12 protein-coding genes are annotated in these 13678 nt (G+C 67.7%); 5 read left to right on the top strand and 7 right to left on the bottom strand.

Annotation, left to right across the window (positions count from 1 at the left end; translation table 11 throughout):
* Positions 1 to 8: 8 nt before the first annotated feature.
* The 5 genes from urtC to FZ983_RS13695 are packed head-to-tail and all read left to right on the top strand — an operon-like array spanning position 9 to position 4290.
* Complete coding sequence (urtC, locus tag FZ983_RS13675) at positions 9 to 1163, top strand: urea ABC transporter permease subunit UrtC (protein WP_149224084.1); 1155 nt, start codon at positions 9 to 11, stop codon at positions 1161 to 1163.
* Between the two features lie 15 nt (positions 1164 to 1178).
* On the top strand, positions 1179 to 1925 hold the full coding sequence (gene urtD, locus FZ983_RS13680) for an urea ABC transporter ATP-binding protein UrtD (protein ID WP_149224085.1): 747 nt from the start codon (positions 1179 to 1181) through the stop codon (positions 1923 to 1925).
* Positions 1926 to 1940: 15 nt separating this feature from the next.
* Positions 1941 to 2630 (top strand): urea ABC transporter ATP-binding subunit UrtE, encoded by a 690-nt coding sequence (urtE, locus tag FZ983_RS13685; protein ID WP_149224086.1) that lies wholly within the window; start codon positions 1941 to 1943, stop codon positions 2628 to 2630.
* A gap of 55 nt (positions 2631 to 2685) precedes the next feature.
* Positions 2686 to 3918: a formamidase gene (fmdA, locus tag FZ983_RS13690; protein ID WP_149224087.1), complete on the top strand. Its 1233-nt coding sequence runs from the start codon at positions 2686 to 2688 to the stop codon at positions 3916 to 3918.
* A gap of 24 nt (positions 3919 to 3942) precedes the next feature.
* Positions 3943 to 4290, top strand: a complete 348-nt coding sequence (locus FZ983_RS13695) for a zinc ribbon domain-containing protein (RefSeq protein WP_149224088.1) — start codon at positions 3943 to 3945, stop codon at positions 4288 to 4290.
* 120 nt (positions 4291 to 4410) lie between these two features.
* Here FZ983_RS13695 and FZ983_RS13700 read toward each other — a convergent pair whose 3' ends face one another.
* The 7 genes from FZ983_RS13700 to FZ983_RS13730 form a co-directional block, all read right to left on the bottom strand.
* Positions 4411 to 6099 carry an AMP-binding protein gene (locus tag FZ983_RS13700; protein ID WP_149224399.1) on the bottom strand — a complete coding sequence of 563 codons (1689 nt, stop codon included), beginning with the start codon at positions 6097 to 6099 and terminating at the stop codon, positions 4411 to 4413.
* A gap of 282 nt (positions 6100 to 6381) precedes the next feature.
* Entirely contained in the window at positions 6382 to 7272 is an 891-nt protein-coding gene (locus FZ983_RS13705; protein WP_149224400.1) for a sugar phosphate isomerase/epimerase family protein, read from the bottom strand.
* Positions 7272 to 8567 (bottom strand): DUF6005 family protein, encoded by a 1296-nt coding sequence (locus FZ983_RS13710; protein WP_149224401.1) that lies wholly within the window; start codon positions 8565 to 8567, stop codon positions 7272 to 7274. Before FZ983_RS13710 ends, FZ983_RS13705 begins: the two co-directional genes overlap by 1 nt.
* 8 nt (positions 8568 to 8575) lie before the next feature.
* Positions 8576 to 9823 carry an AMP-binding protein gene (locus FZ983_RS13715; protein ID WP_149224089.1) on the bottom strand — a complete coding sequence of 416 codons (1248 nt, stop codon included), beginning with the start codon at positions 9821 to 9823 and terminating at the stop codon, positions 8576 to 8578.
* Positions 9820 to 11565 (bottom strand): IucA/IucC family protein, encoded by a 1746-nt coding sequence (locus FZ983_RS13720; protein WP_247883748.1) that lies wholly within the window; start codon positions 11563 to 11565, stop codon positions 9820 to 9822. Before FZ983_RS13720 ends, FZ983_RS13715 begins: the two co-directional genes overlap by 4 nt.
* The gene (locus tag FZ983_RS13725; protein ID WP_149224090.1) at positions 11549 to 13336 is read right to left on the bottom strand and encodes an IucA/IucC family protein; all 1788 of its coding nucleotides are present in this window, start codon (positions 13334 to 13336) and stop codon (positions 11549 to 11551) included. The genes FZ983_RS13720 and FZ983_RS13725 overlap by 17 nt, the downstream gene beginning before the upstream one ends.
* Before the next feature lie 52 nt (positions 13337 to 13388).
* Complete coding sequence (locus FZ983_RS13730) at positions 13389 to 13673, bottom strand: DUF2218 domain-containing protein (RefSeq protein ID WP_149224091.1); 285 nt, start codon at positions 13671 to 13673, stop codon at positions 13389 to 13391.
* Positions 13674 to 13678 lie beyond the last annotated feature (5 nt).

Below are 13678 nucleotides of genomic sequence, written 5' to 3' on the forward strand. Positions count from 1 at the left end.
CATTGACCATGACGCGCACCCCTCAAACCAGCTTTCTCGGACGCATCGACGGCGACATCGCGGGCATCCTGCTGCTGGCCGCCCTGCTGATCGTCATCCTGCCGCTGGGGCTCGACATCTTCCGGCTGAACATGGTCGGCAAATACCTGACCTATGCCTTCGTGGCGCTCGGGCTCGTGCTGTGCTGGGGCAGCGCCGGCATCCTGTCGCTGGGGCAGGGGATCTTCTTCGGCATCGGCGGCTACTGCATGGCGATGTTCCTGAAGCTGGAGGCCTCCAGCCCGGAGGCGACCAAGATCCAGTCCACCCCCGGTATTCCCGACTTCATGGACTGGAACCAGCTGAAGGAACTGCCCTGGTTCTGGGAGCCGTTCCACAGCCTGACCTTCGCCACCGTCGCAGTGGTCGCGGTCCCGGCGCTGCTCGCCTTCATCGTCGGGCTGGCGATGTTCAAGCGGCGGGTCGGCGGCGTCTATTTCGCCATCATCACCCAGGCCTTCGCCGCCATCCTGACCATCCTGATCGTCGGACAGCAGGGCTACACCGGCGGCATCAACGGTATCACCGACCTGCGCACCCTGAAGGGATGGGACATCCGCACCGACGAGGCGAAGCTGGTGCTGTACTTCGTCAATGCGGCCCTGCTGATCGGCTGTATCCTGTTGTGCCTCTACGTCCGCCGCTCCAAGCTGGGCCGCATCCTGGTGGCGCTTCGCGACAAGGAGGACCGGGTCCGCTTCTCCGGCTACGACGTCGCCAGCTTCAAGATCTTCGTCTTCTGCTTCGCCGCGGCGCTGTCGGCGGTGGGGGGCGCCATGTTCACGCTCCAGGTCGGCTTCATGTCGCCGTCCTTCGTGGGCATCGTGCCGTCGATCGAGATGGTCATCTACTGCGCGGTCGGCGGCCGGCTGTCGCTGCTGGGCGCAGTTTACGGCACTCTGCTGGTCAACTGGGCCAAGACGATGCTGTCGGAGAGCTTTCCGGAGCTGTGGCTGTTCGCCATGGGCGCCCTGTTCATCGGTGTGGTGATGGTGTTCCCCAACGGTCTGGCCGGACTCTACCAGCAGTTCATCGCGCCTAAGCTGCGCCGGCTGACCACCCGCCGCACGGATGCCCCGGTTGCCGGCGCACCGATCATCCCGCCCCACACCGCCGCCGATTGAGGAGGGCGCAGAGCCATGGTGAACCCCACCGATTACCTGCTTGCGGTCGAAGGGCTGACCGTGTCCTTCGACGGGTTCAAGGCGGTCAACGACCTGTCCTTCTACGTCGACAGCAACGAGATCCACGTCATCATCGGCCCGAACGGCGCCGGCAAGACCACGGTGCTCGACCTCATCTGCGGACGGACCAAGGCGTCCGGCGGCTCCATCAAGTTCCGCAACCGGGAACTGACGGCGATGAAGGAGCACCAGATCGTCAAGGCCGGCGTCGGCCGCAAGTTCCAGAACCCGTCGATCTACGACGACCTGACGGTGTTCGAGAATCTGGAGATCTCCTATCCCCGCGGCCGCACGGTGTTCGGCGCACTCGCCTTCAAGCGCGACGCCGCGGTGCGCGAGCGGGTGGCGGAGATCGCCGAGATGATCTTCCTGGCCGACCATCTCGACCAGCGCGCCGAATATCTCAGCCATGGGCAGAAGCAGTGGCTGGAGATCGGCATGCTGCTGATCCAGGACCCCGAACTGCTGATGCTGGACGAGCCGGTCGCCGGCATGAGCGTGAACGAGCGCAAGAAGACCGCCGAACTGCTGAACCGCATCATCCGCAACCGCTCGGTGCTGGTGATCGAGCACGACATGAAGTTCGTCGAGGACATCGCCCACCGCGTCACCGTGCTGCACCAGGGAAAAATCCTGTCGGAGGGCAGCATGGAGCGGGTGAAGAACGACCCCAAGGTCGTCGAAGTCTATCTGGGCCACTGAGCGGGGGATCAACAGATGCTGTCCGTCAATCAACTCCGCGTGTCCTACGGCGAGAGCGAGGTCCTGCACGGGCTGGACTTCTCGGTGGCGCCCAATGAGATCGTCGCCGTCATGGGCCGCAACGGCATGGGCAAGACCACGCTGATGAAGTCGCTGATGGGAATCGTGCCGGCGCGCTCCGGCGCCATCCGCATCGGCGACAGCGAGATCACCGGGCTGAAAAGCTACGAGCGGGTGGCGAAGGGCGTCGCCTATGTCCCGCAGGGCCGCATGATCTTTCCGACCATGACGGTGCAGGAGAACATCGAGACGGGGCTCGGCGTCCATGGCGGGCGCAGCGTTCCCGGCGACCTGTACGAACTGTTTCCCGTACTGCTGGAGATGAAGGGCCGGCGCGGCGGCAACCTGTCGGGCGGGCAGCAGCAGCAGCTCGCCATCGCCCGCGCGCTGGCGACCAAGCCGAAAGTTCTGCTGCTGGACGAGCCGACCGAAGGCATTCAGCCCTCGATCATCCGCGAGATGGCCCGCACGCTCCGCCGCATCCGCGACGAGAAGGGCCTCAGCATCATCGTGTCGGAACAGGTGCTGAGCTTCGCGCTCGACATCGCCGACCGGGTGCTGGTGATCGAAAACGGCGAGATCGTGCACGAAGATACCCGCGACCAGGTCGACGAGGCCAAGGTCGCCCGGCTGCTGTCGGTGTGACGCGCCGAAGCCCCCATTCCCTTGAAATCAGTCCACCAATAAGGAAGAGCAAGCCATGGCTGACACCCTGATCAAGGTCGACCTGTCGCAGACCCCTTATGAAAACGACATGATCCACAACCGCTGGCACCCGGACATCCCGATGGCGGTGACGGTGAAGCCGGGCGATGACTTCATCCTGGAATGCTACGACTGGACCGGCGGCCAGATCAAAAACGACGACGATGCCGCCGACGTGCGCGATGTCGATCTCAGCCAGGTCCATTTCCTCAGCGGCCCGGTCGGGGTCGAGGGGGCGGAGCCGGGCGACCTGCTGGTGGTGGACCTGCTGGACATCGGCGCCTTCCCGCAGCAGCAATGGGGCTTCAACGGCTTCTTCTCCAAGCAGAATGGCGGCGGCTTCCTGACCGAGCATTTCCCGCTGGCCCAGAAATCGATCTGGGATTTCGAGGGCATGTTCACCAAGTCGCGCCATATTCCCGGCGTGCGCTTCGCCGGGCTGATCCACCCCGGCCTGATCGGCTGCTTGCCCTCGCATGACCTGCTTGCCAAGTGGAACAAGCGCGAGCAGGCGCTGATCGACACCAACCCGACCCGTGTTCCCGGCCTCGCCAACCCGCCCTATGCGCCGACCGCCCATATGGGCCGGCTGAAGGGCGACGCCCGCGACAAGGCGGCTGCGGAAGGCGCGCGCACCGTGCCGCCCCGCGAACATGGCGGCAACTGCGACATCAAGGACCTGTCGCGCGGCTCGCGCATCTATTTCCCGGTCTATGTGAAGGGCGCCGGCCTGTCGATGGGCGACCTGCATTTCAGCCAGGGCGACGGCGAGATCACCTTCTGCGGCGCCATCGAAATGGCCGGCTGGGCGCATCTGAAGGTCAACCTGATCAAGGACGGCATGGCGAAATACGGCATCAAAAACCCGATCTTCAAGCCGAGCCCGATCGTCCCGACCTACAACGACTACCTGATCTTCGAGGGCATCTCGGTCGACGAAGCGGGCGAGCAGCATTACCTGGACGTCCATGTCGCCTATCGCCAAGCCTGCCTGAACGCCATCGAATATCTGAAGAAGTTCGGCTATTCCGGCGCCCAGGCCTATTCGATCCTCGGCACCGCACCGGTGCAGGGCCACATCAGCGGCGTGGTCGACGTGCCAAACGCCTGCGCCACCCTGTTCCTGCCGACGCAGATCTTCGACTTCGACATCACGCCGAATGCCGACGGCCCTACCAAGTTCATCAGCGGCGACGTCGACATGCCCATCGCGCCGGACCGCGTGTAACCGGCAGGAGAAGGAGGCCACGCCATGCCGATGTACGACTATGAATGCCCGACCTGCGGCGACTTCACGGAAATGCGGCCGATGGCGGAATGCAGCCTGCCGCAGCTCTGTCCCCATTGCGAGACGCCGTCGCCGCGGGTGATCCGCATGGCGCCGGCCTTCTCCGGCGTGTCCGCCGCGACGCGGGCGGCGCACGCCACCAACGAACGCAGCGCCGACCGGCCGAGCCTGCTGTCGGAAACCGGGCCGAAGCACAAGCATGGCCCCGGTTGCGGTTGTTGCGGTGGTGGCGGAAAGGGGCGGTCGGTGCTGCGCACCGCCGACGGCGCGAAGGGCTTCCCTACCGCAAGGCCGTGGATGATCAGCCACTGACGCATGGGGGCCGGACGATCGAGGTGATGGGGCGGACGCGGCCGGCCAGGGGCCAGGGGGGGGCGGGTGTCGCGCCCCCCTGGGCTTCTTCTCCATGTTCGGCGACAGGATGACATGCTCTTATGCAGTCCTGTCCTGGGAGAGGTTGAGTTCCTCGATCATCGTCTGGCGCATCACGAACTTCTGGATCTTGCCGGTCACCGTCATCGGGAACTCGTCGACGAAGCGGATGTATTTCGGGATCTTGTAGTGGGCGATGGCGCCATGGCAGAAGGCGGTGACCTGCTGTTCGGTCAGCGCTGCCCCCGGCTTCGGCCGGATCCAGGCGCAGAGCTGTTCGCCGAACTGCTGGTCCGGCACGCCGAACACCTGCACGTCGGCGATGTCGGGGTGGGTGTAGAGGAATTCCTCGACCTCGCGCGGGTAGATGTTCTCGCCGCCGCGGATCACCATGTCCTTCAGCCGGCCGACGATGTTGCAATAGCCCTCGGCATCGATGGTGGCGAGGTCGCCGGTGTGCATCCAGCCGGCCTCGTCGATGGCCCGCGCCGTCTGCTCCGCGTCGGCCCAATAGCCGCGCATCACCGAATAGCCGCGGGTCAGCAGTTCCCCCGGCGTGCCTGGCGGAACGATGCGGCCCTCGGCATCGACGACCTTCACCTCCAGATGCGGCTGGATGCGCCCCACGGTGGACACGCGCCGCTCCAGCGGATCGTCTGTGGAGCTTTGGAAGCTGACCGGGCTGGTCTCGGTCATGCCGTAGGCGATGGTGATCTCGCGCTGGTTCATTTCAGACACCACGCGCTTCATCACCTCGATCGGGCAGGGCGAGCCCGCCATGATGCCGGTGCGCAGGCTCGACAGGTCGTAACGGGCGAAGTCCGGGTGGTCGAGCAGCGCGATGAACATCGTCGGCACGCCGTGCAGGCCGGTGCAGCGCTCCTCCTGTACCGCGGACAGTACGGCGACGGGGTCGAAGCCCTCGCCCGGAATCACCATGCAGGCGCGGTGGGTGACGCAGGCGAGGTTGCCCAGCACCATGCCGAAGCAGTGATAGAAGGGCACCGGGATGCACAGCCGGTCCTCCTCCGTCAGGCGCATCGCCTCGCCGACGAAGAAGCCGTTGTTCAGGATGTTGTGGTGGGTCAGCGTGGCGCCCTTCGGGCTGCCGGTGGTGCCGCTGGTGAACTGGATGTTCACGGGATCGTCGAACTGCAGGATGCCGGCCAGCCGGCCCAACTCCGCCACGTCGGCCGGGCGGGCCAGCGCCGGCAGATCGTCGAAGTTCAGCATGCCCGGCGTCTTTTCCGTGCCCAGCCGGATCAGGTGGCGCAGGCTCGGCAGCCGTTGCGGGGATAGGGGCCGGTCGACGGCCGACTGATCCAGTTCCGGCGCCAACTTGGCGATCATGCCGATATAGTCGCTCGACTTGAAGGACGGCGACAGGATCAGCGCGGCGCAACCGACCTTGTTGATGGCGTATTCGAGCTCGTGCAGGCGGTAGGCCGGGTTGATGTTGACCAGGATCAGGCCGGCCTTGGCAGTGGCGAACTGCGTCACCACCCATTCGGCGTTGTTCTGCGACCAGATGCCGATGCGCTCGCCCGGCTTCAGCCCCAGCGCGACCAGCCCCGCCGCCACCCGGTCGACCGTGCGCTTGAACTCCGCATAGGTCCAGCGGACGTTCTGGTGCCGGACGATCAGGGCGGGCCGGTCGGGCGACAGCGCCGCCATACGGTCGAGATGCGCGCCGATGGTCTCGCCCAGCAGCGGGGTGCGGCTGGCGCCGTGGACATAGCTCTGGGTCAGCGACGTGGTGTCCGTATGCAAGGCTGCTTTCCTTCCCCGGATGATTTATCGGCCGTTGGCCGTTCATGGGCACTACCCCGCGGGCGGGACGGCGCAGTGCCCTAATGAACCCGCAAGGGGAGCGGTCTGTCGATCCCCCGTTCGGTTAATGGCCCCTGCCGATAAGGAACGGTCGGGTGGGGTGCGAGCGAATGGACGAGGGCACAAAGCCAACGCCGCGTCGGAACGGACTGCGGATTGGGGCGCAGCGTTGCGCGCCGTATTCGCGACAGTGGGGGGGCGCTACGCCGTACCGTGCCGGGTTCCGGCGACACGGCGAGGCAGGGGGCGGGGTAGGGCGCGGGGCAGGGTGCCCGCGATGGGGGCCAGCGCCGCCTCGACGTCCGCGCGGTCGCGGCGCAGCACCGTGTAGCAATCGTCGCCGAACCACTCCAGCGAGCCTTCCGCCGCCGGATCGTCCGCCAGTTCTGCAAGGAAGCGGCGATAGTCCACCACCCCGTCGAACAGCGGTACCATGCCGTCGCGCCGTCCGGCCGCGGCATAGACGTTGGCCGGCTCGAACACAGGCAGGTCGTCGCGGGCGCGGATGTTCTTCAGGTGGTAGTGACCGATGTGCGGACGCAGCGCCCGCCGGGCGGCCACCGGATCGTCGCCGCCCTCCCAGACATGCAGCACGTCGAAATTGACCTTCAGCGCCGGGTGGCCGACCGCGGCGATCAGCGCGCGGGTGGCCGTCAGGCTATCGGCCAGCGTGCCGGGGTGGGTCTCCACCAGCAGCGACAGCCCATGGTCGGCGGCCAGCCCGCAAAGCGTGCGCAGCCGCTCCGCGATGAAGATCCGGCGCTCCGGCGAGGTCTCGGCACTGCCGGTGCTGCCGGCGAAGGTCCGGATCTTGGGCGCGCCCCAGCGTTGCGCCAGCCGGCAGAGGTCCAGCGTCTTGCGCATCAGCGCGTCGGGGTCGCCGTCCAGCGGCAGATAGTCGCTGACCATCGGTACCGACAGGCCGAACTCCGCCAGCCAATCGCCGCCGCGGTCGGACACCGCTGCCATGTTGCGGGCATGCGCGCCCCAAAGCTCAATCCCCTGGAAGCCGTTGCCGGCGGCCCAGACGGCGAGTTCCTCCAGCGATACCAGATGGTGCCGGAAGCTGATGGTGCAGAGCGACAGTCTCATCATGCCACCTTGGAAGAAAGGGGGGCGGAAAGGGCGTGTGTAGCGGCGGCGGCGCGCCATTGCCGGAAGACAGCGCCGAGCTCGCGCTTCAAGGCCGTCTCCTGCCGGTCCAGCAGGTCGAGCCGCGCGAACAGGTCAGGGGCGAGCCCCGTGTCGCCGGTCTGGGCGAGGCGGAGGATCGCGTATTGCAGCGCCTTGAAGCCCTGGAACAGCTCCTCGATCTCGTCGCAGCGGGCGAGGAAGCTGTCGTCGGGCAGGCGCAGCGCCCGCCAGAAGAAGGCGAAGCCGTGCTCGTAGGCGTATTTGCGGATGGCGAACACCGGCAGTTCGCGCAGCGCATGCGAAAGGCCGGCCGGCGACAGCCCGTCGGTTCCGTCCAGATGCGCCGTCAGGATGCCGCGCACCGCGGCGGTCAGCGGGTTGGCGTCGGGCAGGAAGCAGGCTTCGAAATAGGCGGCGATGTCGGCGGGCCGGGCGGGGCGCAGCTCGCGCCGGTCGAACAGATAACCGCCGGCGACGCTGGGCTGGAGGAAGGCGGTGGCGATGCGGTCCCGCGCGATCTCCCCTTCCCAACGGAAATCGGGGTCGCGGACCATGAAGACCGCGGGATTGCTGCCGGTCTCCAGCATCAGGTAATGCGGGAATGGGTTCTGGTTGAACTTGTTCTCCCGCTCCGGCAGGTGGAACAGATCGATCATCGCCATGATGGAAAGGCTGTCCGACCGCCGCTCCACCAGATCGGCCAGCAGGGCGAGGTTGTCCTCCTTGCTCCGGCCATGGTCGTACCATTGCCGCACCTCCGCCCCGTAGAGGCGGTGGTACCAATCGCGGAAGACGTCGTGGCTGACGGTCGGCCCATGATAGCGCAGCACCCGGTCGGCCCCAACCTCGAACCCGGCGTCCCAGACCCCGAAATAGAAGGGGCGATGGTCGATCCCCGCCCGCTTCAGCGCGTCGCAGACGCAGCTGACGAAGCAGTGGATCTTGAGGTCCTTATACTCCTCGCCATGGACGCTGCCGGGGGGAAGCGCCTCTTCCGCGGCGGCCGGGCGGGTGCCGGCGAACAGGCCGGCCACGTCGGCCACCGTCGCCAGATCGCGCGAGGTGATGAGTTCGTCCGGCGCCTCCAGCCCGAAGGACAGCTCCAGCTGCAGGAACAGCTCCATCATCAGCACGGAGTCGAGGTAGAGATCCTCGTTCAGCCGCGCGTCAGGGCCGAAGCGGTCGAGATGCCGGTTCTGCAGATGGTCGCGCAGGACGGTATGGATCGCGTCGACAACCTCATGCTCGGTCATGGCCGGTCTCATTCCGCGGCCTCCGCATAGCGGGCGGCGACCTCGCGACGGCTGATCTTGCCGTTGGCCATGCGGGGCAGGGCATCGGCGCGGATCAGTTCGCCCGGCTGCTGGTGGGCGGCCAGATTCTCCCGGCACCAGTCGCGCAGCGCAGTGTCGGTCACCTCGGCGGCGGCGGAGAACAGCAGGGCGACCCGTTCGCCGGCGAAGCGGTCGGTGCGGCGGAAGGCCACGGCGTCGGTGACGCCGGGCATCGCCATCGCCACGTCCTCCACCTCCTGCGGATAGACGTTGAGGCCGGCGACGTTGATGGTGTCGTCCAGCCGCGACATGAACATCAGCATGCCGTCGTCGCGCAGATAGCCCAGGTCGCGGGTGCGGATCTCGCCATCCGCAACGGACAGCACGATCTCCGCCGGGGCGTCGGCGGTGCCGGCGGACAGGCGGTGGTGGGGCAGCACGCGGCCCAATTCGGCGCTGCCCGCCATGTCCGGATTGATCGCGATGCAGCCGGCTTCCGAGCAGCCATATTGCTGGAACATGTGGGTGGTCTTGCCGCGGATCCGCTCGAACCAGGGTTCCGGCAGCAGCGTGCCGGAGGTCATCGCCGCATGGATGCGCTCGCCTTCCGGCATCAGCCGGGCCAGCGTGTGCAGGATGACGGGGGAGGAGTAGAGCAGCGGCCGTTCGATCTGCCGCAGCGCCTTCAGCAGGAATTTCGGGTTGGTGGTGTCGAGGATCACCGGCTCCGCCCCGCGGCGCAGCCCGACCAGAAGGCCGCAGATCAGGCCGTAGGAATGGGTGGTCGGGCAGGCGATCACCGGGGTCATGCCGGCCGGCTCGGTGAAGAAGCCGACATAGCTTTCGATCTCGCGGTCGATTTCCGACCAGCTGCGCGCGATGCGCTTGGGCGCGCCGGTGGTGCCGGAACTCATCTGCAGGAGCTGTCCCGGCCCAGGATCCGCCGGCAGGGGGGCGATCTCCTCCGCCGTCAGGCTGTTGTGGTAGAGCGCATGGCAGCCGGCCTCGCGCGCCAGCCGCCGCGCCGCCTCCAGCGGGGTGGAGGGGTGCAGCGGCAACAGGCTGCCGCCCGCCGCGCGGATGGCGAAGAACAGGGCCAGCCAGTCGATGGTGTCGGTGAAGCAGACGGCGAAGCGGGCACCGGGCCGGTCGGACAGGCGGGCCCGCCCGGCATGGGCGGCGGTCAGCGATTCCAGCTCGGCCTGCGAATAGGATCGGTCGTCGATGCGGATCATCGGGAGCCCTCAAGTGCGAAGCGCGCGAAGATGTTGGGAACGGTGTGGTGAATCTCCTCCCGCGCGCACAGCAGCTTTCCGCGCAGCAGGGATTCGGTGAGGATCTCGGGTGCGGCGTGGCCGACGCGGCGGTGCCGCTCCTCCAGCCCGTGGCGGCTGGCGTGGGCCTCCAGCAGATCGTGGACCCGCCGCCAGAACTCCGGCTCGGGCAGCCCGTGCTTCAGGGCCAGCAGGTCGGACACGTCGGTCAAGTTGAAGACGAACAGCGTATCCATTGCCAGTTCGCGCAGCGCATCGATCCCGCCGGCCCAGTAATAGCGGTCCGGCGGCGCGTCGCGGTAGGCCGGGTGCAGGTTGGGGAAATCGGGCAGCAAGCCGGGATCCGCCACGAAGTCCGGGGTGTATTCCACGCTGTCGTGGAAGTCGCGCAGGATCAGTCGCACCGGCCAGCCGTCGCGGTGGACCAGCACCATGTTCTGGCCGTGCGCCTCCACCGCGATGCCGTGGCGGACCAGCAGGTGCCAGACCGGCAGAACCGCCACCTCCAGCAGCCGGTCCAGCCAGGGCAGCAGCCCGTACCGCTCGATCCAGGGTGCCGCAAAGGCGGAGCCGTCGGCCTCCGTCACCATCAGCATGTTGAAGGGGATGGCAGATTCGCCTTCGCCCAGGGTGGATTGCACGCTACGCCGCCACAGTGCCGCCATCTGTCCGGCCAGCGGGCCGTCGCGGTCGGCGATGATCCCCACATATTCCGGCAGCAGGGTCAGCGGATAGCGGTCGCTGAAGTCGGTATCGCCCGCCACCACGGCCGTCAGCCATTCGGAAATGGCCGGGCCGGTGCAAACCGAATGCGGGTCGATGATGCGGCGGGAGGCGGTGTTGACGATGTTCAGCGCCAGCTTCACGTCGGCCTTGCGCGGGTCGTCGGCGTTCATCACTGTGCGGACCGACTGACTGGCCCGGTAATGGTCGCCCAGCGGCCCCAGGCAGACGGCGCGGCCGTCGGCCAGCCAGGGCCGCAGCCAGGACGCCCCCTCCCCCTCGCGCAGGTCCCACCATTGCCAGGGGTGCAGCGGCAACAGGCAATAGTCGGTCGCGGGCAGGTTCAGCTCCTCCCGGCGCCGTTCGATCTCCGCCCAGGCGGCGGGGCCGAGTTCCGACTGCCAAAACTCCTCCTCCTCGCCGGGGATCGCCAGATGCAGGCAGGAGCGGGCGACCAGCAGCCAGACCAGTTGGAAGCGCTGACCGACCTCCGGCCCGAAGGCGGCATGGTCGGCCTCGTCGAAGCCCAGCCGCGCCTTGAAGCAGGGATGATAGGGATGCCCCTCTTCCAGCCGGCATTCCAGGTCGGGAAAGGACAGGCCGCGGCGCGGAGTGGCCGGCAGGTTGGCGGCGTTCCAGCGGCAGAGCGACACCGTGCGCTCCAGTTCGGCCAGCAGGCCGGCGAGATGCGGTTCCGGAGCGTTCAGCCCGGCGACCATCCGGTCGAGGGTGGCGGCGCGCCAGTTGCCGTCCTCGCCCCGCATCTCGACCGATCCCGGCCGGATGCGTGGGCGTCCGAACGGCCCGGCGGAGGCGAGGCAGCGGAATTCCCGCCCGCCGGACCGCCAGACGAGCCGGCGCTCTCCCCCATCCACCCCGGCCGCGGCCGGTTCGACGATCCCCTCGAACAGCAGGGCGGCGGCAAGCTGGCGGACCACCCGCTCCTCCGGGCGGCCGGGCAGGTCACGCGGAAAGGGCATGGCGTCCCCGCTCCGCTGCTGCGGCGCCGGTCCGGCACAGCGGGTTGGGCCATTGGGCGTAAAGATCGGCCTCGTTGGCGGCCTGAAGCTCGTCGATGTTCAGCAGGCGGGTCGTCAGGTTCAGCTTGGCCCCGATGGTCGGGCTGTCCAGCACCCCTTCGGCGAAGCGCCGTCCGGCCTGGGTCAGCGACAGGGCCAGCAGCTCCAGCCGGGCGCGCAGGATGCGCAGCAGGTCCTCCTCTGCCGCCAGCCGGTCCTTTCCCATGCGGGCGATCACCGAGAAGATCTGGTTGACGATCACGTAGTAGGAGAAGCGCCGGTTGATCTCCCCCTCCTCGTAATAGAGCGAGCGGATATTGTCGGCCTCCGGGATCAGCCGGCGCAGCCGGTCGCGGTAGGCGGCCGACAAATAGAAGCCCTGGTTGTCGCGGTAGAGGAAGCGGGCGGGCATCCCGTCCCGCAATTCGAGCAGCCCGTTCTGCTGGTGCGCCTCCAGTGCCACGCCGTGCGTGTCGTACAGGCGCAGCACGGGATCGAGCGCACAGTCGAGATAGGCATCGAACCAGCGCCGCGCCGCCTCCGCCACACCGCCGTTCCGTTCCATCGCGACGCGGCGGACGATCCGCTCCAGCCGGGATGGACGGCCGGGAAGCGGATCGGCGGCCAGCGCCGCGATGGTGGCGACGCCGCGCTGGCGCCCTCCGGCGAAGGGGTTCTCGCGCAGGATCACTTCGAACCCGCTCTCGCCGCCGTCGGGCTGGTCCAGCGTGATGTAGGCGGGGTCGAGCACGAAGCCGAAGCGGGGGCTCAACTCCCTTCCGATGGCGCCGATCAGCTTGGCCATGATGACGCCGGCGTCCAGTTCGTGGCGGCGGTTGACGCGGATGGAGTTGGTGATGCGCACCGGCAGCGAGAATTTCAGCATCCACGGGCTGTCCGGGCTGTAGACCGTCCGCACCGACGAAGTGGCGGTGAATTCCGGTCCGGCATCGCCCAGCGCCCGCAGCGTGCCGCGCTCCAGCATCGCCTGCACCGCCGGGTCGAGCGCCAGCGCCTCGGCCTGGAGCGGATGCATCGGGATCAGCAGTTCGTCCTCGCGGGGGGCGAGCCGGGATAGGGAGTCGCCCAGAATGGCGGCGATCATCTCCGGCGCCGACTGGCGGACGGCAGAGCGGTGGCTGACCCGCGCCGCCGGGGCGGCAAACCAGCGCAGCCGGAACCGCCCGCCCAGTTCCGGCGCATAGGCCGGCTGCTGCCATGGCGTCATCCCCTGGAGGCTCTTGGGCGTGGGGTGCAGCCAATGGCCGAAGACCAGCGACTGTTCGGCGGCGATGAACTCGTCCTCGTCGCCGTCCGTGGCCGGGGTGGCGTCGAGATAGCGCTGGACCGACTGGTAGCTTTGCAGGACGCGCAGCAGCAGTTCCAGCTCGCTGCCGCGCAGGTCGGCCCCGGCGCCTTTCCCCTCCATCCGGCGATAGCTCTCGCCGGCCAGACAGCAGAGCGCGGTGAAAGGTTCGGTCTGCTGCCAGGAGGTGTCTGGCAGGGCGCGCTTCCAAATGCGTCCGAAGCCGCAGGGGCCGCACAGCGAGCGTGAGACAATCTCCGCCCGCAATGCTGCCCGCTGCGACGGCAGCAGCCATTCGACGCACTCGACACCGGGTCCGGCCTCCGTGCCGTGCCGGGTGGTCCGGCCGGCGTCGATCTCCCGCCAATAGCAGTTGGCGAAATTCTGGAAGGTCGCGTGCTCGGCGATCTGTTGGGTGGAACGCATGGTTTGCCGATCCTGAAGGGCTTCGGGCAAGGCGGTAGCGGTCGGGCCGGCCTTACACCGCCCAGTCGAGCTGCCGGTCGCCCTCGCGGAAGGCGAAGCGCAGCAGGTGCCTCTCCACCACTGACTGAAGCTCGGCCAACTCCTCCGCAGTGGGGGCGGTGGCCTCGATGATCAGCCGGTCGGGTGCCGCCCGCAGCCGGGCGGTGCCGATTGAGAACCGGCACTCCCCGCCCTCCTCGGTCTCCACCGTTTCGATCTTGTGGGCGAAGTGGCGGCAGAGCTGGGTGGCGTAGCGTTTGCCGTGCTCCGTCTCGAAATGGGCGGTCGACTGCAGCATGCGGG

This window comes from Azospirillum sp. B21, from assembly GCF_008364825.1.
Lineage (GTDB): Bacteria > Pseudomonadota > Alphaproteobacteria > Azospirillales > Azospirillaceae > Azospirillum.

Coding starts and splice junctions, on each gene's coding strand:
- urtC (WP_149224084.1), top strand. CDS start 9: ATGACGCGCACCCCTCAAACCAGCTTTCTCGGACGCATCGACGGCGAC.
- urtD (WP_149224085.1), top strand. CDS start 1,179: ATGGTGAACCCCACCGATTACCTGCTTGCGGTCGAAGGGCTGACCGTG.
- urtE (WP_149224086.1), top strand. CDS start 1,941: ATGCTGTCCGTCAATCAACTCCGCGTGTCCTACGGCGAGAGCGAGGTC.
- fmdA (WP_149224087.1), top strand. CDS start 2,686: ATGGCTGACACCCTGATCAAGGTCGACCTGTCGCAGACCCCTTATGAA.
- FZ983_RS13695 (WP_149224088.1), top strand. CDS start 3,943: ATGCCGATGTACGACTATGAATGCCCGACCTGCGGCGACTTCACGGAA.
- FZ983_RS13705 (WP_149224400.1), bottom strand. CDS start 7,272: ATGAGACTGTCGCTCTGCACCATCAGCTTCCGGCACCATCTGGTATCG.
- FZ983_RS13710 (WP_149224401.1), bottom strand. CDS start 8,567: ATGACCGAGCATGAGGTTGTCGACGCGATCCATACCGTCCTGCGCGAC.
- FZ983_RS13715 (WP_149224089.1), bottom strand. CDS start 9,823: ATGATCCGCATCGACGACCGATCCTATTCGCAGGCCGAGCTGGAATCG.
- FZ983_RS13720 (WP_247883748.1), bottom strand. CDS start 11,565: ATGCCCTTTCCGCGTGACCTGCCCGGCCGCCCGGAGGAGCGGGTGGTC.
- FZ983_RS13725 (WP_149224090.1), bottom strand. CDS start 13,336: ATGCGTTCCACCCAACAGATCGCCGAGCACGCGACCTTCCAGAATTTC.
- FZ983_RS13730 (WP_149224091.1), bottom strand. CDS start 13,673: ATGCTGCAGTCGACCGCCCATTTCGAGACGGAGCACGGCAAACGCTAC.